Source organism: Mesorhizobium sp. C277A, from assembly GCF_040324395.1.
In the GTDB taxonomy this organism is placed as follows: Bacteria; Pseudomonadota; Alphaproteobacteria; order Rhizobiales; family Rhizobiaceae; genus Mesorhizobium.
The window spans coordinates 5562939-5588013 of sequence record NZ_JAMYVW010000002.1 but is presented as its reverse complement, the minus strand read 5'-3'; the positions used below and the strand labels follow the sequence as shown (position 1 = coordinate 5588013).

Here is a 25075-nt window from a genome sequence, read left to right as displayed (position 1 = left end):
TTCACAGAGGCGCGGCTAATTCCTTGTGTCAACTCAAGGTGGAAAACAGTCTTGGCGCGCGAAAGACCGGCCGGCTTACTTACCGTCAGTGCCGGCTTCTGCTAGCGTCTTCCCAACCCTGGGGGGATCATGACACGCAGGCACTTCGTTCTCTTGCTGGCGGCGCTTTTTCCATGTGCGTTGCCGGTCCATCAATCCGTAGCCAAGACCTTGGTCTACTGCACCGAGGTTAGCCCCGATACGTTCGATCCCGCACTCGCCTCCGGATCCCGCGACGCCTCGGCCACCGCTCTCTACAACCGCATGGTCGAGTTCGATCCCGGCACCACCAAGGTGCGCCCCGGCCTTGCCGAAAGCTGGGAGATTTCCGACGACGGCCTCACCTACACATTCCACCTGCGGCACGGCGTGAAGTTCCACAGCGTCGAGGGTTTTACGCCGAGCCGCGACTTCAACGCCGATGATGTGCTGTTTACCTTCGACCGGCAGGCCAACGCGCAGAACCCGTTCAACAATTACGCCAAACGCCAGTACATTTACTTCGACGGCATCGGCATGCCGGATCTTGTCGCCGGTTGGCGCAAGCTTGACGACCATACTGTGGTGATGACGCTGAAGGCGCCGCATTCGCCGATGCTTGCCGACCTGGCGATGGATTTCGCTTCGCTCGTTTCCAAGGAATATGCCGACAAGCTCGTCGCCGAGAAGCGGCTGCTCGACCTGGCGCTGAAGCCGGTCGGGACGGGTCCATTCCAGCTTGTCGACTACCAGCAGGATGCAGTCATCCGCTACAAGGCCAATCCGGACTACTGGCGCGGCAAGCCGAAGATCGACGATCTCGTCTTCGCCATTGCCACCGATGCCAGCATTCGCATGGAAAAGCTGCGCGCCGGCGAATGCGATCTCATGCCCTATCCAAATCCGGCCGACCTGGAGGCGATCAAGGCGACACTCGGCATCAAGGTCATGCGGCAGGAGGGCCTCAATACGGGATACCTCGCCTTCAACACCTTGCAGAAGCCCTTCGACGATCCAAGGGTGAGGAAGGCGATCGCCATTGCCATCGACACGCAGGCGCTGGTCGACGTCGTATTCCGCGGCACCGGCGAAGTCGCACGCAATCCGCTGCCGCCAACCTCCTGGGCCTATGACAAGACGAGCCCCGATCATGTCTTCGACCCCGCTGCCGCCAGGCAGGGGCTCGCCGATGCCGGCGTAAAAGACCTGCACATGAAGATCTGGGCGATGCCGGTGCAGCGTCCGTATAACCCGAATGCGCAGCGTATGGCCGAAATGATCCAGTCCGACCTGGCAAAGATCGGTGTCAACGTGGAAGTCGTGACGTATGAGTGGACTGAATACCTTGCCCGCTCGAAGTCACGCGACCGCGACGGCGCCATGCTGTTCGGCTTCACCGGCGACAATGGCGACCCCGACAACTTCCTGTCGGTGCCGCTTGGCTGTGCCGGCGTCGGCACCACCAATCGTGCCAACTGGTGTTTTCCGGCCTTCGACGATCTGCTCAAGCAGGCAGCCGGGATCGTCGATCCCGCTGCCCGCGCAAAACTCTATTCGCAGGCGCAAGCGATCTTCAGGGAGCAGATGCCGTGGGTCGCTATCGCCCACTCCGTGGTCTCGATGCCGATGCGCGAACAGGTGACGGGCTATGTCATGGACCCCTTTGATCACCATGATTTCTCGGGCGTCGATATCAGGGAATAGCGTTCGGTGTCAGCGGCCGATCTCGATGTCTATGTGGAGAGCCTGCGCAATTTCCGCTTGGTGCGGAGCTACAGCATCGCGCAGCTGCTGCCTTACCTGGAACAGGCCGGATTGAAAGTGCGCCTGCTCGACCGGCCAGCCGGCCAGGATAGGGCGCCGGCGGCCTTTCTGCATGTCGACCTGACAGTCGTCCCGCCAACGTACCGCGGGCTCGGCCACCTCTACGACCGCACCATCAATGGTCGCGCGCTGTCCATCCACCGGTACCTTTATTCGACGCTGAAGCTGGAGGCAGGCGACAGTCACAAGGGGCCGGTTGTCGTCAAGACCGTCCTCAACTCCAGGGGTCGGCCAGAGCAGCGCTGGTGGCAGCATCGCAACGGCCTGACCAGGAGCGCGCATGTCATCCGCAAGCTCTTTGAACCCGGCTACAAGGACCGCCTGTGCCCGCCCTATCAAGTCTACCAGACGATCGGCGAGGTTCCGCGGGATGTATGGCGTAACAATCGCCTGATGGTCGAGAAATTCGCCTTCGATACCCTCGACCTGCCCATCGTCAAGCACCGCTACATGTTCCTGCTCGGCGCCGAGATCAACATGCGGCAGGTCTACGACGATGTGTTGTGCGCCGGCTCAAAAATCCTGAGCAATGAGGTGGGCGGCGCCGTGCCACCGGAAGTGCTGGCGGTGCGGCAGCGGCTCAACCTGGACTTCGGCGCCATCGACTATTTCATTGTCGATGGCAAAGGCGTTGTCGTGGATGCCAACAAGACCGTCGGCTCAAACCCTGAATGGCTGAAGAAAAACCGCTTTCGCCGCGAGTTCAACGATCGCATGGCCGAGGCGCTGATCGCCTTTGTCCGCGGCTGAGCGGCTCACCAGATCCAGTCGCCCTTGCCCAGCACGGCGACCGCCTCGACGATGCGGTTGAAGGAGGCGCGGGCCCGGTCGACCGTGTGCCTGGCCCTGAGATAGCCGTGCACCAGCCCCGGCTCCTCAAACCAGGCGGCATGGCCGCCGGCAGCGAGAAGGCGGTCGCGATAGGCCTCGCCGTCGGATGACAGCGGGTCGCATTGCGCGGTGATCAGCACTGTCGGCGGCAGATTGGTGAAATCGGCGTCGGCCAGTGGCGACAAGGTGACGTCGCCGGTCCGATCCACACCGCCGGTGCGGATGTGCTTGTAGAACTCGATATCGCGCACCGTCAGCATCGGTGCCTCGGCATGCGTCACATAGGATCCCTTCGAACGGTCGCCGAAAAGGCCGGCATAGATCAGCACCTGGCCGATCGGTCTTTTGGCATGACCGCGCGTTGCGTGGGCGACGGCCGCGCAGAGATTGCCGCCGGCGCTGTCACCGCAGAGCAGGACAGGTTGATCGTAGGTTTTGGCCGCCCATTCGAAGGCGTGCAGCGCATCGTCGAAGGCGGCCGGGTGCAGATGCTCCGGCGCCAGGCGGTAGTCGACGGAGACGACATCGAAGCCGGTCCGGGCGCATAGCTCGGCGCAGACATCGTCATGGCTGTCGAGCCCGCCGAGAATGAAGCCGCCGCCATGAATGTAGAGCACGATCGCGGCCCGGTTCGGGATTGCGCTGCGATAGATGCGGATCGGGATGTCGTGCGCCGCAATGATTGTCGTTTCCGCCGTCACGCCGTCGGGATAGCCGGCAAAGAACTCGCGGCACATCCGGTCATAGATCACACGCTGTTGAGCGATGGTGTAGTCGATCGTGTCCGGCGGATAATAGGAATTGGTGCGCTCGATGAAGGCCCAGGTCTCGGCGTCGATGAGGGTTTTGTAGTCGGTCATGCAGCTCCTTTACCTCCCCCTTGATGGGGGAGGTCGCCGCGAAGCGGCGGGTGGGGGTGGCGGCGCATCACCCCACCCCGGACCTTCGGTCCGACCCTCCCCATCGAGGGGAGGGTAAAGAGCCTACTTCCCCTTCCACACCGGGTCGCGCTTCTCTGCAAACGCCCGGAACCCTTCCATGCCGTCCTCCGAGCCATACAGGGCATCGACGGTCGCCAATTGCCTCCGCGTCACGCGGTTCATCGCATCCTGGAAGGTCAGCGCCTCGGCCACGCGCGCCGTTTCCTTGATCGCGGCGAACACCAGCGGCGGGCCGCCGGCGAGCAGCCGGGCGATCTCCCAGACGCGGTCCTCGAGCTTTTCCTTGGGCAGCACTTCGTTGACCAGGCCCCAGCGATGCGCCTCGGCGACATCCATCCAGCGGCCGGTGAGCAAAAGGTCCATGGCGACGTGATAGGGGATGCGCTTGGGCAGCTTGATCGTCGCGGCGTCGGCCAGCGTGCCGGCACGGATCTCGGGCAGCGCGAAGGAGGAATGGTCGGAAGCGTAGATGAGGTCGCAGGACAGCGCCAGTTCGAAGCCGCCGCCGACCGCCATGCCGTTGACGCAGGCGATGACAGGCTTGTTCATGTCGCGCAGCTCCTGCAGGCCGGCAAAGCCGCCGACGCCATAGTCGCCGTCGACCGCATCGCCGCCGGCGGCGGCCTTCAAATCCCAGCCGGCGCAGAAGAACTTGTCGCCGGCGGTCTTGACGATGGCGACGCGCAGTTCCGGATCGTCGCGGAACGCCTTGAAGGTCTCGCCCATCAGCCGCGACGTTTTCAGGTCGATGGCGTTGGCCTTGGGCCGGTCGAGCGTGACCTCGAGGATGGTGCCCTCGCGGCGGGTGGAAATGACGTCAGACATTCTTCTTCTCTCCCAGCACCAGCAGCGCGTCGGCGATCCAGGCGCCCTTGCCCTCGGCGCAGACGATCAGCGGGTTGATGTCGAGTTCCTCGATCTCTCCGGCATTCGTCTGCACGAAGCCGGCAATGCCCGCGATGGCGTCGATGGCAGCCCCGACATCGGCCTTGGGCCGGCCACGATAGCCGTCGAGCAGCGGAAACAGTTTAAGGCCACGCAGGGCCGCCTCGATGTCGTCGCGCGTCGCCGGCAGCATCAGCGTGACGCTGTCGCGCAACAGCTCGACCAGCACGCCTCCGGTGCCCAGCGTCATGACGGCGCCGAACATCGGGTCGCGGGTGAAGCCGACGATCAGTTCGGCAACGCCGTCGCGCACCATGCGCTCGACATAGAGGCCGGTGCCGAGCGGCAGCAGATCATGCGCCGCCGTGCTCACGGATTCGGCGTCCTTGAGGTTCAGCCTGACCGCGCCGACTTCCGATTTGTGGGTGACTCCGAGCGCCTTCAGCGCCACCGGGAAGCCGAGCGCCATCGATGAGATGACGGCCTCGACAGCATTGGCGGCACGTTCTGCCTTCGGCACAGGCAAGCCGGCCTCGATCAGCCGCGCCTTGGCCTCGGCCTCATCAGGCGTGACATGGTCGCCTCCGGCCGCACCTGCAGCCGTGGTGTCGATCGGCTGCGCCTGCGGCTCGGCCCAGGCCCAGCCGATGAAGGCTGCCGCGCCTGCGGCGTCCATGGCCTCGGAAATGCCGAACAACGGCACCATGCCGCGCGCCATCAGTTCGGCGGTATATTCCTCCGGCAGGTTCTCCGGCAGCGACGAGACGATCGCACCATGCGCCTTGTTGGTCTTCAGCGCCGATTCGAAGGCGCGCAGCGTCGCCCACCAGTCGGTGACCGAGCAGCGGTCGGGGCGTGGAAAGTCGAGCACCAGCATGTTGAGGTCGAAGCCGCCCGACACCATGGCGGTGAAGGTGGCGGTCATCGCCGGTTCGTTGTTCCAGATGAAGGTGTGATAGTCCAACGGGTTGGCGACCGCGACCAGCGGCCCGAGCGTCGATTTGACATGGGCGCGGTGCTTGCTGGTGAGCTCCGGGAAATTGACCCAGCGGCCTTCGGCGCTGTCGGCCATGACAGAGGCTTCGCCGCCCGAGCAACTCATCGATGACAGTCGATAGCCGGGCAGTGGTCCTGTGACATGCAGAAGCTTCAGCGCCTCGATAAAGGCGGGGATGGAATCGACGCGGGCAATGCCGAGCCGCCGCAGGAAAGCGCCCGAGGCAGCGTCCGAGCCAGCCAGCGATGCCGTGTGCGAGACCGTCGCCTGCCGCGCCTGTTCGGACCGGCCGACCTTCATGGCGATGATCGGCTTCTTCAGTTCGCGCGCCCGCGCCGCCAGCTTCTCGAAGCCGGCTACCGAATCGAAGGCTTCGATGTGCAGGCCGAGCGAGGTGACGCGCTCGTCCTCGATCAGGCCGAGCGCCATTTCGGAGAGGCCGGTCTGCGCCTGGTTGCCGGCGGTCATCAGGAAGGCGATCGGCAGGCCGCGCTTCTGCATCGTCATGTTGATGGCGATGTTGGAGGACTGGGTGATGATGGCGACGCCCTTGGCGCGTTCGGGCAGCCTGATGCCGCCATGCTGGTCGGGCCATAGCAGCGCGCCATCGGCATAGTTGATCAGGCCGTAGCAGTTCGGCCCGATGATCGGCATCTGGCCCGCGGCAGCCACCAGTTCGGCCTGCAGCCGCTCGCCGTCATCGTCATAGGCCTCGGTCTCAAGAAAGCCCGCGGCAAAACAGACGGCGCCGCCGGCGCCACGCTTGGCCAGCGCCTTGATCACCTCGATGGTGAGATGCCGGTTTACGCCGACAAAGGCGGCGTCGGGCGCCCCGGGCAATTCGGCGACCGAGCGATAGGCCTTGCGGCCGGCGACCTCGTCCTTGTTCGGATGCACCGGCCAGATTTCGCCGACAAAGCCCATCTTGATCGATTGGGCGACGACGGCGGCGGCCTGGGCCCCGCCGAACACCGCGATGGATTTTGGGCGCAACAGACGCTCAAGCTTGTGCATGGGTTATGCCCCGAACGGGCGCAGCAGCGCCCGCGAAATGATGTGGCGCTGGATTTCCGACGTCCCTTCCCAGATGCGCTCGACGCGGGCGTCGCGCCAGATGCGTTCCAACGGCAGGTCGTCCATCAGCCCCATGCCACCATGGATCTGGATGGCTTCGTCGGCAACGAAGGCGAGCATTTCGGTAGCCTTCAGCTTCGCCATGGCCATGTCCTGATCGGTGACGGTGCCCTGATCGTACTTCCAGCCGGCTTCGAACACCATCAGGTCCGCCGCCTTCAATTCGGTCGCCATGTCGGCGAGTTTGAACGACACGCCCTGGAACTTGCCGATCTGCTGGCCGAACTGCTGGCGCTGCGCGGAATATTCGATGGCATGACCGAGCGCCCGCTCGGCGCGGCCGAGACAGGTGGCGCCGACCTGCAGGCGCGTGGCGCCGAGCCAGGAATTGGCGACGTCGAAGCCCTTGTGGACCTCACCCAGCACCTGGCTTGCCGGCAGGCGGCAATCGTCGAATTCGAGGATGGCGTTGGTGTAGCCGCGATGCGAGACGTTGCGGTAGCCGTCGCGCACGGTGAACCCCTTGGTGCCCTTGTCGACGAAGAAGGCGGTGATCTTCTTGCGCTTGCCGCGCGGCGTTTCTTCCTCGCCCGAAGCCATGAAACAAATCGCGAAATCGGCGAGATCGGCATGGGAGATGAAATGCTTGGTGCCGTTAAGGACCCAGTCGTCGCCGTCCTGCACCGCGGTCGCCTTCATGCCTCGCAGGTCGGAGCCGGCGCCGGGCTCGGTCATCGCCAGGCAGTCCCACTTCTCGCCGCGGATGCACGGGAACAGGTACTTTTCGCGCTGCTCGGGCGTGCCGGCGAGCAGGATGTTGGAGGGGCGCGCGACGCAGGTCCAGTGCAGCGCATAGTTGGCGCGGCCGAGTTCCTTCTCGTAGAGCAGCCAGGTCACCGTATCGAGGCCGGCGCCACCGACATCGGCCGGCATGTTGGCCGCATAGAGCCCGGCTTCGATTGCCTTGACCTTGATCTCCTCGATCAACTCGCGGCGCAGCACGCCGGTGCGCTCGACCTCGCGTTCATGCGGGTAAAGCTCATTCTCGACGAACGCGCGCGTCGTCTCGACAATGAGCTTCTGTTCCTCCGAAAGACCGAAATCCATGGTCCTCAGCCCTTCTTCTTTTTCTTCGGCTTTTCCGCCTTCTTCACCGGCTTCGATGCCTTGGCCTTTTCTGCGGCCCTGGATGCGGCCGGCTTCTTCGCCGCCAGCTTGGCCAACTGCTTGGTATAGTCCTTGTGCAAGGCGCCGGCGCCCCAGCCCTTGCCTTTGTTCTGTTTCGACAGAGCATCCATGATCGCGACCAGATTGTCGTCGCGGATCTTTTCCAGTTCGCGGATCGACAGGCCGTGCGCCTGGTCGTCCGACTGGGTGGCAATAAGATCGACCAGCTCGTCGTTGAACTCCGGCACGTCCATAAGCTTGGTCCACGGCCATTTCAGGCACGGCCCGAACTGCGCCATGAAGTGGCGCATGCCGGCTTCGCCGCCGGCGACGCGATAGACCTGGAACATGCCCATCTGCGCCCAGCGCAGGCCGAAGCCATAGCGCATGATGTCGTCGAGTTCCTCAACGGTGCAGATGCCGTCCTTGATCAGCCACAGCGCCTCACGCCAGGCCGCTTCGAGCAGGCGGTCGCCGACAAAGGCCTCGATCTCCTTACGGATCAGCACCGGCTTCATGCCGATCGAGGCATAGATTTCCTTGGCAACCTCGATCGCTTCGGGGAACGTCTGCTCGCCGCCGACGATCTCGACCAGCGGCAGCAGGTAGACCGGGTTGAAGGGATGTCCGACAACCAGACGCTCCGGATGCTTCTTCATCGCGACCTGCATGTCGGTCGGCTTGATGCCGGAGGTAGACGAGCCGACTATGGCGTTCGCCGGCGCATAAAGGTCGATCTCGGCCAGCACGCGGTGTTTCAGGTCGAGCCGCTCCGGCACGCTCTCCTGGATGAAATCGGCGTCGGCCACCGCCTCGGCGATGGTCTTGGCAAAGGTCAGTCTGCCTTCCCTGGGCAGGCCGCCGGGAACCATCTGCTTGTAGGCGCGGCGCGCGCCCTTCATCACTTCCGAGACCTTGCGCGACGCTTCCGGGTCCGGATCGAAGATCGACACGTCGATGCCGTTGAGCAGCAGCCGCGCCACCCAGCCGGCGCCAATGACACCGCCGCCAATGGCGGCTGCCTTGTTGATGATGCTCATGGTCAGGCTCCGGTTCTTGTCTTGGCGGTTTCGGGGTCGATGAGAGGCACGCGCTCGCCGGAGCGGATCACGGAGGGGTCGTAGGCCTTGCGGGCGAAGACTTCGAGCACGAAGGGCCGGAAGAATTCGATCGGCAGCGTGTCGAAGTCCGGGTCGAAGCTCGACTGGTCCCAGCGTTCGCAAAACTGGTCGCAATCGTCGAAATAGGCATGGCCGGCGAAGCGGTCGCGAGCATGGCGGTTGCCGCCGAGATGATGCGCGTAATAGAGCCGCTGGAAGTCGCCATGCTTTTCCACCACCCAGGTGCATTGCTCGCGCACGAAAGGTTTCAGGATCGAAGCGGCGTGTTCGTCGTGATTGTAGGGAGCGTAGATGTCGCCGATGTCGTGCAGCAGCGCGCAGGCGATCCAGTCGGTGTCGGCGCCGTCACGCCAGGCCCGCGTCGCCGCTTGCAGCGAATGGCCGAGCCTGGTGATCTTGTAGCCCGACAGGCCTTCGTCGAGTTGCACCAGTGCGTCGAGCAGCCGCTCGCCGGTCCTGGCGGCATAGTCGATCTCATGGGCGGTCAGGAACTCATAGTCTTGCCTGTCGCCATCCTTCATCGCAGTGAATTTGACGGTAGCCATGATCCGCTCCCGTCTTAAGCAGCCGCTGCGATCGGCGCCCGCTTGGTGAGGTTGAGCTTCCTGCGCACTTCCTCCGGCCCCAAAATCCTGGCGCCGAGATTGGTGACGATGCTGGCGGCGCGCTCGACCAGCTGCGCATTGGTGGCCAGCACGCCCTTGTCGAGCCAGAGATTGTCTTCGAGACCGACGCGGACATTGCCGCCGGCGAGCACTGCAGCGGCTGCATAGGCCATCTGGTTGCGGCCGATGGCGAAGGCCGACCAGTTCCAGGTCGACGGCACGTTGTTAACCATGGCCATGAAGGTGTTGAGGTCGTCCGGCGCCCCCCACGGCACACCCATGCAGAGCTGCACCAGCGCGTCGGGATTCAAGACCTTTTCTTCGACCAGCTGCTTAGCGAACCAGAGGTGGCCGGTATCGAAGGCTTCGATCTCCGGCTTGACGCCGAGCGCCGTCATCATGCCGCCCATTGCGCGCAGCATGCCGGGCGTGTTGGTCATGACATAATCGGCCTCGGCGAAGTTCATGGTGCCGCAATCCAGCGTGCAGATTTCCGGCAGGCACTGGCGCACATGTTCCATACGGTTGGTGGCGCCGCCCATGTCGGTGCCTTTTTCATTGAGCGGCAGCGGCGCTTCCGGTGAGCCGAACACCATGTCGCCGCCCATCCCGGCGGTCAGGTTCAGGATCACATCGACTTCTGCCGCGCGGATGCGGTCCGTCACTTCGCGGTAGAGATGGACATCGCGGCGCGGCTTGCCGGTCTCGGGGTCGCGGACATGGCAGTGGACGATGGCGGCACCGGCCTTGGCCGCATCGATCGCCGAATCGGCGATCTGCTTGGGCGAGCGTGGCACATGCGGGGAGCGGTCCTGCGAGCCGCCGGACCCGGTCACGGCACAGGTAATGAAAACCTCACGGTTCATCGCGAGCGGCATGGACATCTCCTCCCCATAGAAACAGACCCTAACAATGACCGACTTGCCGGAAACTGTTTTGCAATTTACGAAGCTCTCGTGATCAAAAGCGAAAAACCGACCATCTTTCGCGCTGAGCGATCGCCGCTCAAGGTGACGCTGCTGGTGTTTTCAGGCTCGTCCATCATGTGCGTGGCGTCGACCGTCGACCCGCTGCGCGCCGCCAACCGCATCTCAGGCGAGACGCTGTTCGATTTCAAACTGGTCTCGGTCACCGGCGAGGCGCCGGTCACCACATGCGGCCTGCCGGTGGCGGTCAGGGGCCGCTTCGATGCGGCCGAGCCGACCGACGTGCTTGTCGTCGTCGCCGGCTTCGGCACCCAGAATTACGCGACATCGGCTCTGCTTTCCGGATTACGGCGAGCGGCCCGCGCGGCTCGCGCCTGCGGCGGCGTCGAGGCCGGCACATGGCTGGTGGCGCGCGCCGGCCTCCTCGAAGGCCGCAGCGCCACCACCCATTGGGAAGACATGGAGGATTTTTCCTCCGCCTTTCCCGGCGTCGACGTGCGTCCGGACCGCTACGTCATCGACGGACCGGTGTTCACCTCGGGCGGGGCGTCGCCGACCTTCGACCTGATGCTGCATCTGATCCGCACCCGGCTCGGCATGGCCGTCGCGCTCGATGTCGCCAGCGTCTTCATCTACGACCAGGCGCGCGCCGCGACCGACGCGCAGCCGCTGGTCTCGCTCGGCCGGCTCGACGGCTACGACCCGCGTCTGGCGCAGGCTATCCGGCTGATGGAATCGCATGTCGACCAGCCGCTGACCATCGACGCGGTGGCAAAACGCGCCGGGGTGACGGCGCGGACATTGGAGAGCATTTTTCGCAAGTCGATCGGCGAGACGCCGGGCGCATATTATCTCAGGCTGCGGCTGGGCGCGGCGCGGCGGCTGGTGGTCGACACGCGGATCGCCATGGCGGATATTGCCGGGCGGACGGGGTTCTCGTCCGCCGCGGCATTTTCCAGAGCGTTTTCAAGAGCGTTCGGCGAAGCCCCGGTCAGGCTGCGCCGAGGTTGATGCATGTCGCCCAAAAGTGTGTCGCGGTTTTGGGATTACGACATGCACAGACAAAGGGAGATCAGGCTGCGTTCTGTCGATCGCTGCCGGCGTCCATCTGCGAGCGCATCTGCCTCGCCAGACGGACTTCAAATCGGCTGCTGACAGCACGATCCCATTCGTTTTTCACGCTGTCGGTCGGCCGCGGCAGCGCCATCAGCCGGTCGATGATCGATCCGGTCTCGCCGGATGAGAGCAGGGCGTTGATTTCGCGTTCATGCTGCATATCGGTTCGCCTCCTTCCTTTTCACCCGCCACAACCGCATCCTTATACGAGATACGTGACGGCAGTTTGAAGGCAAGAGCGAGGTCATTGAGGGGCGCCAAAGGGCAAACCCTTGTCGTCGGATAGGGTCTTGCGCAAACCCCATTCCGGGGCGGCCGGAATGTTATCCAGCCACCCTTGAGCACAACGAATCGGCTTTCCGCCCTCAGACGTAGCGGTTGACGATGTTTTCCAGCAACTCCTGGCGGCCGGAGCGTGGCTGCGGCTCGATCTTCTTCTTCACCACGCGCTCGGCGATGTCTTCCAGCGAGCGCTTGCCCGACAGCATCGCCTTGCCCTCGGCCGTGTTCCAACCGGCATAGCGCTCGGCCAGCGGACCCGACAGCGCCTTGTCCTCGACCATCTTGGCGGCTGCCTTGAGACCTCGTGCGCAGGAATCCATGCCGCCGATATGGCCGATCAGCAGGTCCTGCGGGTCGAGCGACTGGCGGCGCAGCTTGGCGTCGAAATTGGTGCCGCCGGTCTTGAAGCCGCCGGCCTGCAACACCTGGTAATAGGCCAGCGCCATCTCCGGCACATTGTTGGGGAACTGGTCGGTGTCCCAGCCCGACTGGTAGTCGTTGCGGTTCATGTCGATCGAGCCGAAGACGCCGAGCGCATTGGCCAGCGCCAGCTCGTGCTCGAAGGAATGGCCGGCAAGAATCGCGTGGCCCTGCTCGATGTTCAGCTTCACTTCCTTCTCCAGCCCGAAGCGCTTGAGGAAACCGTAGACCGTGGCAACGTCGTAGTCGTACTGATGCTTGGTCGGCTCCTGCGGCTTCGGCTCGATCAGGATCGTGCCTTTGAAGCCGATCTTGTGCTTGTAGTCGACGACGAGACTGAGGAAGCGCCCGGCCTGCTCCTGCTCGCGAGCAAGATCAGTGTTGAGCAGCGTTTCATAGCCCTCGCGCCCGCCCCACAGTACATAATTCTCGCCCTTCAGCCGCTTCGTGACGTCGATGCAGCTTTTCACCGTCGCCGCCGCATAGGCGAAGACATCCGGATCGGGATTGGTGGCGGCGCCCGACATGAAGCGGCGGTTGGAGAACAGGTTGGCCGTGCCCCAGAGCAGTTTGACGCCGGTCTTCTTCATCTTGGCGGCAAAATAGTCGGCGATCTCGTCGAGCCGCGCGGCACTTTCGGAGAAATCCTTGCCTTCCGGCCGCACGTCGGCGTCGTGGAAGCAGAAATAGGGCGCGCCGAGCAGCGAGAACATCTCGAAGGCGACGTCGGCTTTCAGCTTGGCCAGTTCCATCGTGTCGACGCCGCCAGCCTTGGGAAACCAGGGCCGGTCAAAGGTCTGGCCGCCAAAGGGATCGCCGCCCGGCCAGGCGAAAGAATGCCAGTAGGCGACGGCGAAGCGCAGATGGTCTTCCAGCCGTTTGCCGGCCACCACCTCGTCGGGATTGTAGAAGCGGTAGGCCAGCGGATTGGTCGAATCCGGCCCCTCATACTTGATCGCTTTGATGTCGCCGAAAAATCCGCTGCTCATGATTTCTGTCCTCTCTCGAATAGTTCGCCCTGATTACCTCAGGCGTAATTGGTTTCGCTCTCGCTTGGGGTGAAAAGGCTCGTGTCAAAGCCACTCAACGAAGGAGACAGACCATGACCGACCTCAACACGATCGCCGAGAACTACATCACCGCCTGGAACGAGGCCGATGCGGATCGCCGTGCCGAACTGCTCAAGGCCACCTTCACCGAAGACGTCAGCTACCGCGATCCGCTCATGCAGGGCGACGGCCACGCCGGCGTTGCTGGGCTGATCGACGGCGTACAGCAGCGCTTCGCCGGCTTCCGGTTCTCGCTGAAGGGTACGCCGGACGGGTTTGGCGACCGCATCCGCTTCTCGTGGAATCTTGGGCCGGAAGGCGTGCCGTCGGTTATCGAAGGCACCGATATCGGTGTTATCGAAAATGGGCGCCTGAAGAGCGTCACCGGGTTTCTGGACAAGGTGCCGGCGCAGTGATCGATTAAGGGTGGCGCGAGACACCCCCCTCTGCCCTGCCGGGCATCTCCCCCGCAAGGGGGGAGATTGGCTGGCATCCACGCCTTCGCTAATCACCCACCTTACAAGACTGGCATACCCGCCGACGCTGCCGATCTCCCCCCTTGCGGGGGAGATGCCCGGCAGGGCAGAGGGGGGTGCCTCGCGCTCACTCACGCCATGGCGCCCTTGATCGCCGGATACAGCGCCCGGTAGCGCTGATAGGCATCGGCATACGCCCCGCCAAGCGGGACATCCGGTTCGATCGTCGCATCCGTCCTCGGCGCCGTACACACCGCCAGCGGATCGGCTCCGATTGCAGCGATCAGACCAAGCCTCGCCGCGCCAAAGGCAGCACCGAAATCGCCGTCGGCCGGAATGTCCACGGGCACCTGCAGCGCCGTAGCGATCGCCTTCAGCCAGTAGCGCGAGCGCGAGCCGCCGCCGATCGCGGTTACCCGGGTCAAATCCGTGCCGGCGGTCTTCAGGGCTTCGAGACTGTCCCGGAATGCGAAGGCAACGCCCTCGAGCACGGCTTGCGTCAGCACCGCGCGGCTCGACTCATGCGCCAGTCCGGTGAAGGACCCACGAACGGCGGAATCATTATGCGGCGTGCGCTCGCCCGAGAGATAGGGCAGGAACGACACCCCGCTCGGCGCTTTCAGCACATCGCCAAGTTCGGCGGTCAATTCGCCGGCCTTCTTGCCTGAAATCTCCGACAGCCAGTTCAGCGAATCGGTCGCAGACAGGATGACCCCCATCTGGTGCCAGGTGTTGGGCAGGGCATGGCAGAAGGTGTGCACCGCGCTGGCCGGATTGGGCAGATAGGACGCGTTGGCGGCAAACAGCACGCCAGATGTGCCCAGCGACACAAAAGCGTGGCCGGCGCCGACCGTGCCCATGCCGCAGGCCGAAGCAGCATTGTCGCCGGCGCCGCCGGCAACCGGGGTGCCCGATGCTATGCCCCAGCTGGCGGCCAGTTCGGCGCGCAAGGCTCCGGCCTTCTCCGTGCCTTCGACCAGCGACGGCATCTGCCTTTCGTCGAGCGATGTCGCCGCAAGCAACTCGGGGGACCAGCGCCGTTTGCCGACATCGAGCCAGGAGGTGCCGGCCGAGTCGGACATTTCTGAGATATGCTCGCCGGTCAGCCACAGCCGCAGGAAATCCTTCGGCAAAAGCACCTTCGCCACTTTGGCGAAGACGGAGGGCTCATTGTTCTTCACCCAGGCGAGTTTCGGCGCCGTGAAGCCGGGGAAGACGATATTCCCGGTGAGTTGGCGAAAGCGCGGGTCGGCATCGAGCGCCGCGGCCTCAGCGTGGCTGCGCGTATCATTCCACAGAATGCAGGGGCGCAGCACCTGGTCGCCGGCATCGAGCAAGGTGGCGCCATGCATATGGCCGGAAAGGCCGATGCCCTTGACCGCGGCAAGCTCTTTCGGGTGCGAGGCTTTCAGCTCGGCAATGGCCGTCTCGCAGGCGCGGATCCAGTCCGTGGGGTTTTGTTCGGACCAGCCGGGATGCGGCCGCGATACGTCAAGCGAAGCATGGCCGGAGCCGATGATCTTCTGCCCGGCATCGATCAACAGCGCCTTGACGCCCGACGTGCCGAGATCGAGGCCGAGATACATGCATTCCTCCCATTGCCATTAATTTTTTCGGGTCTCGAAAAAATCTGGCTTGCCAGTTTTTAAAACAAGATCCGCCGCGGGTCAATTCTCTGACAAATTGGCGGCGCGTTGCGAAAACAGCGCCGACAGCGGACTGTCCGGCCGGACCAGTGCGCGCTCGGCCGTCAACGCCCTGGCAAGCGCTGTGTCGCCGGCGCGCAACGCCGCCTCGATCAACGAGAGATCAATCACATCGCGCTGGGCGTGGCTGCCGCCAAAGCGATGGGCAATGGCGCGGATCGGTCGAATCAGGCGCACCGCTTCGCTGTAATTGCCCTCGCCGAATGCCTTGATGCCTTCCGTCAGTGGCTGGCCGACATCCCGGGTGAAGGCGGCGTTGTCGTCGCTGCCGCGCATCGCCTCGTGCTGGGCTTCGAGCAAGATCTTGACCGGCGCTTCGAGACCGGCGCCGACGAATGCCATCATCGCATGCGCATCGTTGAAGGCGTAATTGCCGGCTCCAGCCTTGGGCGCCCAGTTGGCAGCGAGCGCTGCCCAGCGGTCGCCGACATCGACACCGCCGAGATAAAGCCGCCACAGGATCGCAGAGGCGTCGACCATGTTCAGCGCCAGCGTCGAACGCTCGCCATAGATCGGCCCGTCATAGAGCTTGAGCACCTCGTCGATCTCGCCGAGATCGTAGTGGAACAGCGCCAGATGCCACCAATTATGCACCTGCAGGAAGCTTTCTTTGGTCCACGCCTCGGGATTGGCGCGCATCCAGGCGATGCCGTCCCGTTGCCGGCTCTGCATCTCCATGACATGGGCGACCGCGTGCTGCGCCCAGCCGTCTCGCGGCTCGATCTCGATCGCCTGTCGGCCGAAACTTTCGGCCCTGACATAATCGCCCATCTCCTCGAGACCGAAGGCCTGCATACCGAGAATGGCGTGATAACCTGGCATGCCGCTCTGCCAGGACGGTAGCGCGCGGCCGATACGGTCGCGCAGCATGCGGGCATTGCCGGTGAAGAAGTCGATCTGGTGGCCGACCTGCAACGCCACCGCGTCGAGCGGGTTGTCGATGGCGATATCTTCGAGCAGGCGCGCGGCGTCATGCCAGCGTCCCTCGGCAAGGTGGCCAAGGGCCGCCACATGCGCCTGTTCGCGCGGCGTCGCGGCAAGCGGCAGTGCCGCAGCATGGCATGCCTGGGTGACCGCCATTGCCTCGTGTTCGGTGGCGAGGCCGAACAGATACCCCTTGAAGACATGCGCCATGACGAAACCGGGATCCGCCGATATGGCGCGGTCAACGGAGCCGACCGGGTCGCCGACGAAGCATTGCAATTCATGAACGGCCTGGCTGTAGGGTGAAAACCCGGCCTCGGTCGCGCCCGAAAACATTAGGCCGAATGGATCTCTTACTGCCATATCGGCCCTGATGCTCCGCAGTTCCTAATTGCCCGAGCGCATCGCCACCGTGGCGATCCCGGCGCCGACCAGCAGCGTGCCGCCGGTGCGGTTGAAGATGCGGATCGCCTTGGGGTTGCGTACGACGTTGCGGGCGCGCGCCGCAATCAGCGCGTAGCCGAAGGCATTGGCGAAGGCGAGCGCCAGGAAGGTCGCTTCGAAGATCAGCATCTGTGCCCAGAAATCGGCTTCCCGGTTGAGGAACTGCGGCAGGAAGGCGACGAAGAAGGTGATGCTCTTCGGGTTGAGTGCGGTGACCAGCCAGGCGTGCGCCATCATCTTGGCGGCCGAGACGGCATCTGTGCGTGGTTCGGCTTTGAGCGCGCCGCCGGCGCGAAATAGTTTTACCCCGAGATAGATCAGATAGCAGGCGCCGATCAGCTTCAGAATGGTGAACACGGTCGCCGACGCGGCCAGCAGCGCGCCGATGCCCAGCATCGACAGGGTCATGGCGGTGAAGTCGCCCAGCGCCACGCCGACGGCCATCGGCAAGGCGGTGCGCCAGCCCTGGCCCAGCGCATAGGACACGACCAGAAGAATGGTCGGGCCGGGAATGATGAGCAGAACGGTGGAGGCGGCGGCGAAGGCGGCCCAGTTTTCGAACGACATCTTTGTCTCCTTGAGCGCAAAGAAAAGGATAAATCCTCGTGTGCGGAGGAATGTAAAGAGCCCTCTCCCAAAAATGCACGGCGGACCATTTCGCCCGACCGCTGCGGCTATTGGCGGCACAAGTTTAATGCCGGTCGTTGGGCCTTCACCCTTTTTCAACCATGTTTGGCGAAACTGCCTGCTATCCGGCCGGACCGTGTTTCCCGCCGACAGCGTAGGGTTTGGGTGCATGCGTGAGTTGCCGCAGAATGTGACGCCGCCAGCAAATGGCGACGCAAACGAGACCGAACATCTCTATTCCCGCCGCTTCGTCCTGTCGGGGGCCGGCGCCATGACGCTGCTCGGCATGGCCGGCTGCAGCACTTCGACGCTCGAGCTGCCGCAATTCCAGCTGGATGACACGGTCACCGGCTCGGTGCGGCCGATCCGTCCGGCGATCAGCGTCGACAAGAACGTCACCGGCCCCGATGTCATGTACGCTTCGCTAAACGATGGCGGCTTCGAAGTGCCGGCGGTGCCCTATCAGAAGGTCAAGCCGGAGTTCCGCCGCCAGATCGTCGTCAACGAGACCGGCGAGGCGCCCGGCACGATTGTCGTCCATCTGCAGGAGCGAAAGCTCTATCTGGTGCAGGAGGGCGGCGACGCCATCCGCTACGGCGTCGGCATCGGCAAGGACGGCTTCCGCTGGTCCGGCCGCGCCAACATCCAGTACGGCAAGGAATGGCCGATCTGGACGCCGCCGCCGGAGATGATCCAGCGCAAGCCGGAACTGGTGAAATGGCAAAACGGCCAGCCCGGTGGCCTCACCAACCCGCTCGGCGCACGCGCCCTCTACATCTACCAGGACGGCAAGGACACCGGCTACCGCATACACGGTTCGCCGGAATGGGCGAGCATTGGCCAGGCGATGTCGTCGGGCTGCGTGCGCCTGATCAACCAGGATATCATCGACCTCTACAGCCGCGTTTCCAAGAAGAACCCGGTCGTGGTCGTCTGATCCTGTGCGGCGGTTTGGCGCCGCTGGAAACTCCCGTTGCGCGATGCGGCAAGCTAGGCCAAGGTGCCTTGAAAACCACAGCGCCGGGAGAGATCGAGCATGGCTGGAACGTTTGTCATCGCACAGGGCGGCGGCCCGACCGCCGTCATCAACCAGACGGTTGTCGGGGCCACGCTGGAAGTCCGCAAGCGCCATCCCGGCGCCAAGGTGCTGGGCTCGCTCCACGGCGTGCGCGGCATTCGTGACGGCAACTATGTCGACCTCTCCGCCATCCCAGAGGACCGGCTGCGGCTGATCGCCGGCACGCCGAGTGCCGCGCTCGGCTCGACGCGCGACAAACCGGATGCCGCCTATTGCGAGGTCATCCTCAAGGGCCTGAAGAAGGCCGGCGCGGACGCTTTCATCTACATCGGTGGCAACGACACGTCGGGCACGCAGCAGATCCTGACCGACGCCGCCGGCGGCAGCATTGCTTTCGTCCATGCGCCAAAAACCATCGACAACGACCTCGAGGAAAACGACCACACGCCTGGCTTCATCTCGGCGGCCGAATTCGTCGCCGGCGCCTTCCTGTCCGTCGATCTCGATTTCCGCGCATTGCCCGGCATCTATGTCGGCATCGTAATGGGCCGGCATGCCGGCTTCCTCACCGCGGCGGCTGCAGCCTGGCAGCTCGATCCCGACAGCGGCCCGCATCTGGTCTACGTGCCGGAACGGCCATTCTCCGCCGCCGGTTTCATCGACGACGTGCGCTCCACGCTCGACCGCCACAAGCGCTGCATCGTCGCCGTCTCCGAAGGTGTCAGCACCGCCGACGGCAAGGCGCTGGTCGAAAGCCTAGTGCCGCCGGACAAGCTCGAGCGCGACGCGCATGGCAACGTCAAACTGTCGGGCAGCGACCTGCCGTCAGCTCTGGAACGTGCGCTCGCCGAAGGCCTGCCGGGCAAGCGCGCCCGCGTCGATGCGCTTGGCTACATGCCGCGCGGCTATGTCGGCGCGATCAGTGCCGTCGACGCGCAGGAGGCTTTCGACGCCGGCGCCTTCGCGGTTGCCGTTGCCGGCGAAGGCGGTGGCTCGGTGGCGCTGCAATATGACGGCACGAAAACCGTGCTGAAGAAGGTGCCGCTGAAGAACGTCGCCGGTAAGACGCGCCATATGCCCGACGATTTCATGAAGCCCGATGTCAACCAGCTTTCGGAAGCGGGTATGGCTTACCTGAAGCGGCTGGTGCCGGAAAAATACAAGGTGGGAAAGCCCTTCGTCTGATGGGCGGCCGTTTTGGCGGCGTCCGTTTTGGTGGCGAGCGCGTTGTCGGCGACTGGTTCGGCAAGACGATCATCGACGACCGCACGACGATGCTGACCGAGCCGTTCGTGCATGATTTCGTGCGCGCCAACATCTGGCATTTCAGCGGACGCGACGCCGACCTGCTGGTCGACACCGGCATGGGCATCTGCCCGCTGGCGCCTGAGATCGACACGCCCGAGGGCAAGCCGCTCATAGTCGTCGCCACCCACATCCATCTCGACCATGTCGGCTCGCTGCACGAGTTTCCGCTGCGCGCCGGGCCGCGGCACAGTGCCGAGCATTTCGAGACCATGAACGAGGCAGTGACCTACGCCTACATGTTTTGTAATCTCGACGGCGCCGTTTCGAAATTGCCGACGCCGGGCTGGACGGCGGCCGACTACAAGATCCCGCCGGCGCCGCTGACGCGCACGCTGGACGAGGGCGACATCGTCGACCTCGGCGACCGGCAGTTCCGCGTCCTGCATCTGCCCGGACATTCGCCGGATTCGATCGCTTTGTTCGAAGAGACGGACGGGTTGTTCTTTGCCGGCGACGCCATCTACGATTCCATGCTGATCGACGACCTGCCGGATTCCTCCCGGCCTGATTATCGCCGTACCATGCAGCGGCTCCTCGATCTGCCTGTCCGTCTCGGCCATGGCGGCCATGGGCCGAGCTTCGACGGCAACCGGATGCGCGAGATCGCCACAACCTATCTCAGGCGCACCGAAGGCCGCTGACGACATTGTGATCGGAACCAGCGTGGCGCCGTGGTCGAGCGCGTCAATCCGGACAAGGCAGCCGCCAATGCGGGCCTGCAGCCGGGCGACGTCATCGTCGCCGTCGACCAGTCGCCGGTGCGGAATGCGCGGCAAGCCAACCAGGCGATCGCCGAGGCCGGCAGATCGGGCCGGAAGTCGGTGCTGCTTTTGAACGATCGCGGCGACGCGCAAATCTTCGTCGCCGTATCCTTCGCCGCCGGTTGAGACATCATGGCAGGCTCGCCGGACCACCGACAGGCCTGCCGCACGGCCGCCGAAATTCCTATTGCCCGCCGCGACATCTTCGAGAACATTACGGCAGGCCGGCAATGGCCTGCTAAAAACGGACAGTCAAATGGTCACTCGCGGTTTTTCCTCCGGTCGAAAGCCTCCGACGGAGACCGATGCGCGCATTCCGCCCGGTCAGTATCTCGAACAGGGCTTTCCGGTGCTGTCGGCGGGGCCGACGCCGCGCGTGCGCACCGAGGACTGGTCGTTCACGCTCAAGCACGGGCCACGCCCGATCAAGAAGTGGAACTGGGCCGAGTTCAACGCGCTGCCCTTGACCAAGATGACGCGCGACATCCATTGCGTTACCGCCTGGACCAAGTTCGATACCGCCTGGCAAGGCGTGCTGGTCGACGACATCCTTGCCGATGCCGGCATCGAAGCGCCGACCGGCTTCCTGCTGGCGCATGGCTATGACGGCTATACCACCAACGTGCCGGCCAAGGATCTCACCGCGGGGAAGGCGATGGTGGCGCTGCTTTATGAAGGCAAGCCAATCACTGCCGACCATGGCGGCCCGGCGCGGCTCCTGGTGCCGCATCTCTATTTCTGGAAATCGGCTAAATGGCTGAACGGGCTGCAGTTCACCGAGCGCGACGAGCCGGGCTTCTGGGAATTGCGCGGCTATCACATCTATGGCGACCCGTGGCGCGAGCAGCGCTATAGCGGCGATCCATGAGCGAAGCGCCGCAATCTCCCTGGCAGACGGCGAAAATCACCCGGATCGAAAAGCGGACGCCACGCGTTACCAGTTTCTTCTTCGCGCTGTCACGGCCATTCGCCTATCGCGCCGGACAGCATGTCGATGTCAGGCTGACCGCGCCTGACGGCTACCAGGCACGCCGCTCCTACTCCATCGCCTCGGCGCCGGAGAGCGGCGCCACGATCGAGCTGGCGATCGAGAAGCTCGACGAAGGTGAAGTCTCGCCCTTCTTCCACGACGTCGCCGCGGTCGGTGACGAGATCGAACTGCGCGGGCCGCTCGGCGGCCATTTCGTCTGGTCCGATGGGGATGGCGGGCCGCTGCTTCTGGTCGGCGGCGGCTCCGGCGTGGTGCCGCTGATGGCGATGGTGCGGCATCGAGCCTTGCGCAAATCGGCGGTGCCGGTGGCGCTGATGTTTTCGGTGCGGGTCTGGGACGAGGTGATCTTCCGCGACGAGCTGATCGGCCTCGGCGACCGCGGCGACGGGTTCGAGCTGGTGCTGACGCTGACGCGCGAGGCGGCACGGCGCCCGTCCGACTATTCGAGGCGCATCGACACGGCAATGGTCATGCAGGCGCTCACGCGGCTGCCGCGGCCGCCGGCGCTCGCCTTCGTCTGCGGGTCGAACGCCTTCGTCTCGGCGGCTGCCCAGGCGCTGATCGACGCCGGCATATCAGCGGAAATCATCCGCACCGAGCGCTATGGCGTCTGAGAGGGCCACAGTGGTTCACCGTTTCATGGAAACAGCCACCCGCTCTCAGGTGGGTGAAAACCTTGCCGACAGCAATTGGAACGGCAGCGCGCCATAGGCGGCGACTTCGGCCTCATTGTCCCAGTTGCGGAACTGGCGCGATGGCCGTGCCTCGATCACCAGAGGCCGGCCGGTGTCGTCCACCGTTAGCTTGCCGCGAAAGCGCAGCACACGTCCGCCGCCGGCGCGGCTGATCACTATGGAACGCAGGCGGGCGACATGGCCGCCGCCGGCATTGATTTCCATCTCAATGCGGCGCCGGATTGGTGGAACGACGATCCTGACGGTGACGTCCAGCACCATCGCTCCAGTCCTGTCCGGACGCGGCAGGGTCTGGGAAAGTGCAAACGGCGCCGACGTCGCTCTTGCCTTGCGCAATGTCGGCCTGCCGCGCCAGACGGCGGGCGTCGGCTGCTGCAGGCGGCCCTTTTTGCGTTTGAGGCGCAACTGCTTGGCAAAGCCGCGCGACAGCCAGACGAGACCGCCGAAATCGGTGCGCGGCTTGGCCTGCAGCACCGAGGACCAGCGCGACAGGCCGGCGTGATCGGCGTTCGCAACCGTCCGTGCCAGTTCAGCCGGCGGCACTGCAATGCCGATTTCCAGGCTGAGGTAGGACAGCGCCACCGCCGCGGCTACGGCCAGGTGGCGCCTGGCGACGATATCGGCGAACACGTCCCAGTCGACCTCGTCGCCCTCGATGGCGACGGCGCAGTCGACCAGCCAGTCGCTGTGGGTGTGGGCATCGAGGCCGCCATGCGCGATGGCAAGCGTCATGCGGTCGGCAGGCGAGGGCACAAGCACGCGGACGCCATTGAATTCGGCCGACAGGGCCCGCTGCCAGACCGCCAGATCGTCTTCGGTGCTCTGCTGCGATCCGTCATAGGCCAACTGGTGCAGGTCGATGTCGCCGAAACTGCCCTTGAAGAAATTCATCGACCGCAGGGACGCCAGCCTTGTGCGCAGATATTGCGGGCTGACGCCGGTGGCGATTTGCCAGCCACCCTCGGTCAACACGTCGAAGGCGGCGATCATGTCCTGCGGACGCACCAATATGTCGATGTCGTGCGCCACCCGGCCCCGCTGCGCCGACGCGTTGACGGCGATGCGGCTGGCGCCTTTGATTAGCATCACCGCGCAGCCGGCGTCGATCATGGCCTGTAGCGCCGGCTCGGCCTCGCGCGCAGCCAGTCGCGATTTGGTCCACAGCATCTTTTGCAGGCCGACAAGACGTGGATAGGCCGGATGCCCAGCGAGCTTGCGGCCGAACCTGTCGGAGATCGCGGCCAGCAGCCGATGCTCGCGGAAAGCAGCATGGTCGATATCGTTCTCGTCGAGCCAGCGCGCCGCATAGCCCCCGGCCGCCTCTTCATCGGGAAGCAATGCGGCCTTCAGCAACTGGTCGAGGCCGCCCGTGGGCCATGACCAACCATAGTCCGGAAACCGACGGCCGATACGGCGCATGGCATTGGCCATCAGTCGGCGCTCGCCTTTTTCGCTGCTCGCCTTTGCATGGCCAGCCTTACGACCTCGACATAACCGCGGTCGCGCACGGGGTCGCGTCCATAGGACATGCTGTCGGGCCGGATGCGGCGCAAGGTCAGGACATCGTCGAGCATGGCAAGCGCAAAGCCCGCCTCGCGGACACGGGCGATCCAGTCGACCATGTCGCCGCGACCGCCTTGCGGGTCGATGATCGGACCGACGGCCTCGGCTACCTCCCGGCGGATCATCATCGTGGTGCGCGACCAGCCCGCCACCGCCACGTCCTGTTGCACATCGGGCTTGTCATCGCGAAACGTCCGCCAGTGGGCAAAGACCCCTGCCGTCGCGGGAAACCGCTCGAAATGCTCCAGCTGCCTTTCGATCTTGGTCGGCAGCCACAGATCGTCCGCATCGAGCGTGGCGACGAAGGGCGTCGCCAGCGCGGCGATGCCCCTGGTGGTGGCGCTGCCTGGTCCGGCATTGTCCTGGCGCAACACCTGCACCGGCATGCCCAGCGCATTGACCACCGCGACCGTATCGTCGGTCGAGCCGTCATCGACGACGATTATGGCGTCGGGCTGGACCGTCTGGGCCGCGACCGATCGCAGCGTCTCGGCGATGGTGGCGGTCGCGTTGAAGGCCGGAATGACGACGCCGTAGCTGGCCATCACAGGAAACGCCAATTCGCAAGTTCCTTGAAATCGAAGATGCCGTCGACAGGGTGCAAGGAGCGGTCGGCCTCGCGCCGTTTCATCGACTTGTAGACGGCGCGCATGAATTCGCGAAAAGGAACATCGGCCTGCCTGGTCATGTTGCCGGGATGGCGCCGGTAATAGAGCGCAACAGTGTCGGGCATCGTGAATTTCGGCCCGCTTTCGAAAGTGCGCAGCAGATAGTCGGTGTCCTCGGCCTGGTGGAAATCCTCGTCGAAGCTGCCGATGCGTTCGACCAACCGCCGGACGAAGATAGCGGGCGACAGGTGAATGCCGCGAACCGTCACCGAGTGGCTGTCGGCTGTCGGCTCCAGCGTATCGTCATCTATGTCGTCGACCAGCGTCATGCGCGAATAGGTGAGCTCGAGGGTGGGGTCTGCGTCGAAACAGGCCAGATCCGCCTTGAAGCGGCCCGGCGGGGAAATGTCGTCGGAATCGAGAAACGATACCAGCCCGGTCTGCGGCAGCAATTGCCGCAAGCCCGCGTTGCGTGCCCGCGTCACCCCGGCATTCTGCTGCTGGAAAAGGCGAATGCACGGCGCCTCCGCGATCAGCGAGCGCACGACCGCCACCGAACTGTCGGTCGAACCGTCATCGATAACGATGATGTCGAGATCGGCGGCATCGCGCTGCCTCAGCAGCGAGCGCAGCGCCGAGCCGACATGGCGTTCGCGGTTGTAGACCGGCATGATCACGCTCAGCTTCACGCACGCATT

Annotated in this window: 24 protein-coding genes and 1 pseudogene; 10 read left to right on the top strand and 15 right to left on the bottom strand. The window is 64.3% G+C overall.

What is annotated here, in order from left to right; all coding sequences use genetic code 11:
• Window positions 1-129 precede the first annotated feature (129 nt).
• On the top strand, window positions 130-1722 hold the full coding sequence (locus tag NKK52_RS27595; protein ID WP_023684270.1) for an ABC transporter substrate-binding protein: 1593 nt from the start codon (window positions 130-132) through the stop codon (window positions 1720-1722).
• Between the two features lie 6 nt (window positions 1723-1728).
• Entirely contained in the window at window positions 1729-2592 is an 864-nt protein-coding gene (locus NKK52_RS27590; protein WP_023684271.1) for a hypothetical protein, read from the top strand.
• A gap of 5 nt (window positions 2593-2597) precedes the next feature.
• Here NKK52_RS27590 and NKK52_RS27585 read toward each other — a convergent pair whose 3' ends face one another.
• The 7 genes from NKK52_RS27585 to bcoG form a co-directional block, all read right to left on the bottom strand.
• Entirely contained in the window at window positions 2598-3533 is a 936-nt protein-coding gene (locus NKK52_RS27585) for an alpha/beta hydrolase (RefSeq protein WP_023684272.1), read from the bottom strand.
• A gap of 123 nt (window positions 3534-3656) precedes the next feature.
• Window positions 3657-4439, bottom strand: a complete 783-nt coding sequence (locus tag NKK52_RS27580; RefSeq protein WP_023684273.1) for a carnitinyl-CoA dehydratase — start codon at window positions 4437-4439, stop codon at window positions 3657-3659.
• A complete protein-coding gene (locus NKK52_RS27575) occupies window positions 4432-6510 on the bottom strand; it encodes an acetate--CoA ligase family protein (protein WP_023684274.1) in 2079 nt (692 codons plus the stop codon). The genes NKK52_RS27580 and NKK52_RS27575 overlap by 8 nt, the downstream gene beginning before the upstream one ends.
• 3 nt (window positions 6511-6513) lie before the next feature.
• The gene (locus tag NKK52_RS27570) at window positions 6514-7677 is read right to left on the bottom strand and encodes an acyl-CoA dehydrogenase family protein (protein WP_023684275.1); all 1164 of its coding nucleotides are present in this window, start codon (window positions 7675-7677) and stop codon (window positions 6514-6516) included.
• Window positions 7678-7682: 5 nt separating this feature from the next.
• A complete protein-coding gene (locus NKK52_RS27565; protein ID WP_023684276.1) occupies window positions 7683-8777 on the bottom strand; it encodes a carnitine 3-dehydrogenase in 1095 nt (364 codons plus the stop codon).
• 2 nt (window positions 8778-8779) lie between these two features.
• On the bottom strand, window positions 8780-9403 hold the full coding sequence (locus tag NKK52_RS27560) for an HD domain-containing protein (RefSeq protein WP_023684277.1): 624 nt from the start codon (window positions 9401-9403) through the stop codon (window positions 8780-8782).
• 14 nt (window positions 9404-9417) lie between these two features.
• Window positions 9418-10341, bottom strand: a complete 924-nt coding sequence (gene bcoG / locus NKK52_RS27555; protein ID WP_023668863.1) for a 3-dehydrocarnitine:acetyl-CoA trimethylamine transferase BcoG — start codon at window positions 10339-10341, stop codon at window positions 9418-9420.
• Between the two features lie 78 nt (window positions 10342-10419).
• Between bcoG and NKK52_RS27550 the strand changes: the two genes are divergently transcribed.
• On the top strand, window positions 10420-11400 hold the full coding sequence (locus tag NKK52_RS27550; RefSeq protein WP_023668864.1) for a GlxA family transcriptional regulator: 981 nt from the start codon (window positions 10420-10422) through the stop codon (window positions 11398-11400).
• A gap of 61 nt (window positions 11401-11461) precedes the next feature.
• Here NKK52_RS27550 and NKK52_RS27545 read toward each other — a convergent pair whose 3' ends face one another.
• Window positions 11462-11665: a hypothetical protein gene (locus tag NKK52_RS27545; RefSeq protein WP_023684278.1), complete on the bottom strand. Its 204-nt coding sequence runs from the start codon at window positions 11663-11665 to the stop codon at window positions 11462-11464.
• Between the two features lie 205 nt (window positions 11666-11870).
• Entirely contained in the window at window positions 11871-13196 is a 1326-nt protein-coding gene (xylA, locus tag NKK52_RS27540; protein ID WP_023684279.1) for a xylose isomerase, read from the bottom strand.
• 113 nt (window positions 13197-13309) lie between these two features.
• Between xylA and NKK52_RS27535 the strand changes: the two genes are divergently transcribed.
• Entirely contained in the window at window positions 13310-13672 is a 363-nt protein-coding gene (locus NKK52_RS27535; protein ID WP_023668867.1) for a nuclear transport factor 2 family protein, read from the top strand.
• 191 nt (window positions 13673-13863) lie between these two features.
• Here NKK52_RS27535 and xylB read toward each other — a convergent pair whose 3' ends face one another.
• The 3 genes from xylB to NKK52_RS27520 form a co-directional block, all read right to left on the bottom strand.
• Window positions 13864-15318, bottom strand: a complete 1455-nt coding sequence (gene xylB / locus NKK52_RS27530; protein WP_023684280.1) for a xylulokinase — start codon at window positions 15316-15318, stop codon at window positions 13864-13866.
• Window positions 15319-15399: 81 nt separating this feature from the next.
• Window positions 15400-16725, bottom strand: coding sequence for a tetratricopeptide repeat protein (locus NKK52_RS27525; protein WP_023684281.1), 1326 nt, complete (start codon window positions 16723-16725; stop codon window positions 15400-15402).
• Window positions 16726-16749: 24 nt separating this feature from the next.
• On the bottom strand, window positions 16750-17373 hold the full coding sequence (locus tag NKK52_RS27520; protein ID WP_023684282.1) for a LysE family translocator: 624 nt from the start codon (window positions 17371-17373) through the stop codon (window positions 16750-16752).
• 229 nt (window positions 17374-17602) lie between these two features.
• Between NKK52_RS27520 and NKK52_RS27515 the strand changes: the two genes are divergently transcribed.
• The 6 genes and pseudogenes from NKK52_RS27515 (at window position 17603) to NKK52_RS27490 (ending at window position 22125) form a co-directional block, all read left to right on the top strand.
• Window positions 17603-18370 carry a L,D-transpeptidase gene (locus NKK52_RS27515; RefSeq protein WP_023684283.1) on the top strand — a complete coding sequence of 256 codons (768 nt, stop codon included), beginning with the start codon at window positions 17603-17605 and terminating at the stop codon, window positions 18368-18370.
• A gap of 99 nt (window positions 18371-18469) precedes the next feature.
• A complete protein-coding gene (locus NKK52_RS27510) occupies window positions 18470-19636 on the top strand; it encodes a diphosphate--fructose-6-phosphate 1-phosphotransferase (protein WP_023684284.1) in 1167 nt (388 codons plus the stop codon).
• Complete coding sequence (locus NKK52_RS27505) at window positions 19636-20400, top strand: MBL fold metallo-hydrolase (protein WP_050591992.1); 765 nt, start codon at window positions 19636-19638, stop codon at window positions 20398-20400. Before NKK52_RS27510 ends, NKK52_RS27505 begins: the two co-directional genes overlap by 1 nt.
• A 27-nt stretch (window positions 20401-20427) precedes the next feature.
• A pseudogene (locus NKK52_RS27500) lies at window positions 20428-20646 on the top strand (PDZ domain-containing protein); the annotation flags it as partial.
• A 130-nt stretch (window positions 20647-20776) separates the two neighbouring features.
• Complete coding sequence (locus tag NKK52_RS27495; protein WP_023684287.1) at window positions 20777-21388, top strand: sulfite oxidase-like oxidoreductase; 612 nt, start codon at window positions 20777-20779, stop codon at window positions 21386-21388.
• The gene (locus tag NKK52_RS27490) at window positions 21385-22125 is read left to right on the top strand and encodes an FAD-binding oxidoreductase (RefSeq protein ID WP_023684288.1); all 741 of its coding nucleotides are present in this window, start codon (window positions 21385-21387) and stop codon (window positions 22123-22125) included. The genes NKK52_RS27495 and NKK52_RS27490 overlap by 4 nt, the downstream gene beginning before the upstream one ends.
• Before the next feature lie 45 nt (window positions 22126-22170).
• Here NKK52_RS27490 and NKK52_RS27485 read toward each other — a convergent pair whose 3' ends face one another.
• The 3 genes from NKK52_RS27485 to NKK52_RS27475 are packed head-to-tail and all read right to left on the bottom strand — an operon-like array spanning window position 22171 to window position 25066.
• Window positions 22171-23637 (bottom strand): nucleotidyltransferase family protein, encoded by a 1467-nt coding sequence (locus tag NKK52_RS27485; protein WP_023684289.1) that lies wholly within the window; start codon window positions 23635-23637, stop codon window positions 22171-22173.
• A complete protein-coding gene (locus NKK52_RS27480) occupies window positions 23637-24329 on the bottom strand; it encodes a glycosyltransferase family 2 protein (protein ID WP_245260052.1) in 693 nt (230 codons plus the stop codon). The genes NKK52_RS27485 and NKK52_RS27480 overlap by 1 nt, the downstream gene beginning before the upstream one ends.
• Window positions 24314-25066, bottom strand: coding sequence for a glycosyltransferase family 2 protein (locus NKK52_RS27475; RefSeq protein WP_023684291.1), 753 nt, complete (start codon window positions 25064-25066; stop codon window positions 24314-24316). Before NKK52_RS27475 ends, NKK52_RS27480 begins: the two co-directional genes overlap by 16 nt.
• Window positions 25067-25075 lie beyond the last annotated feature (9 nt).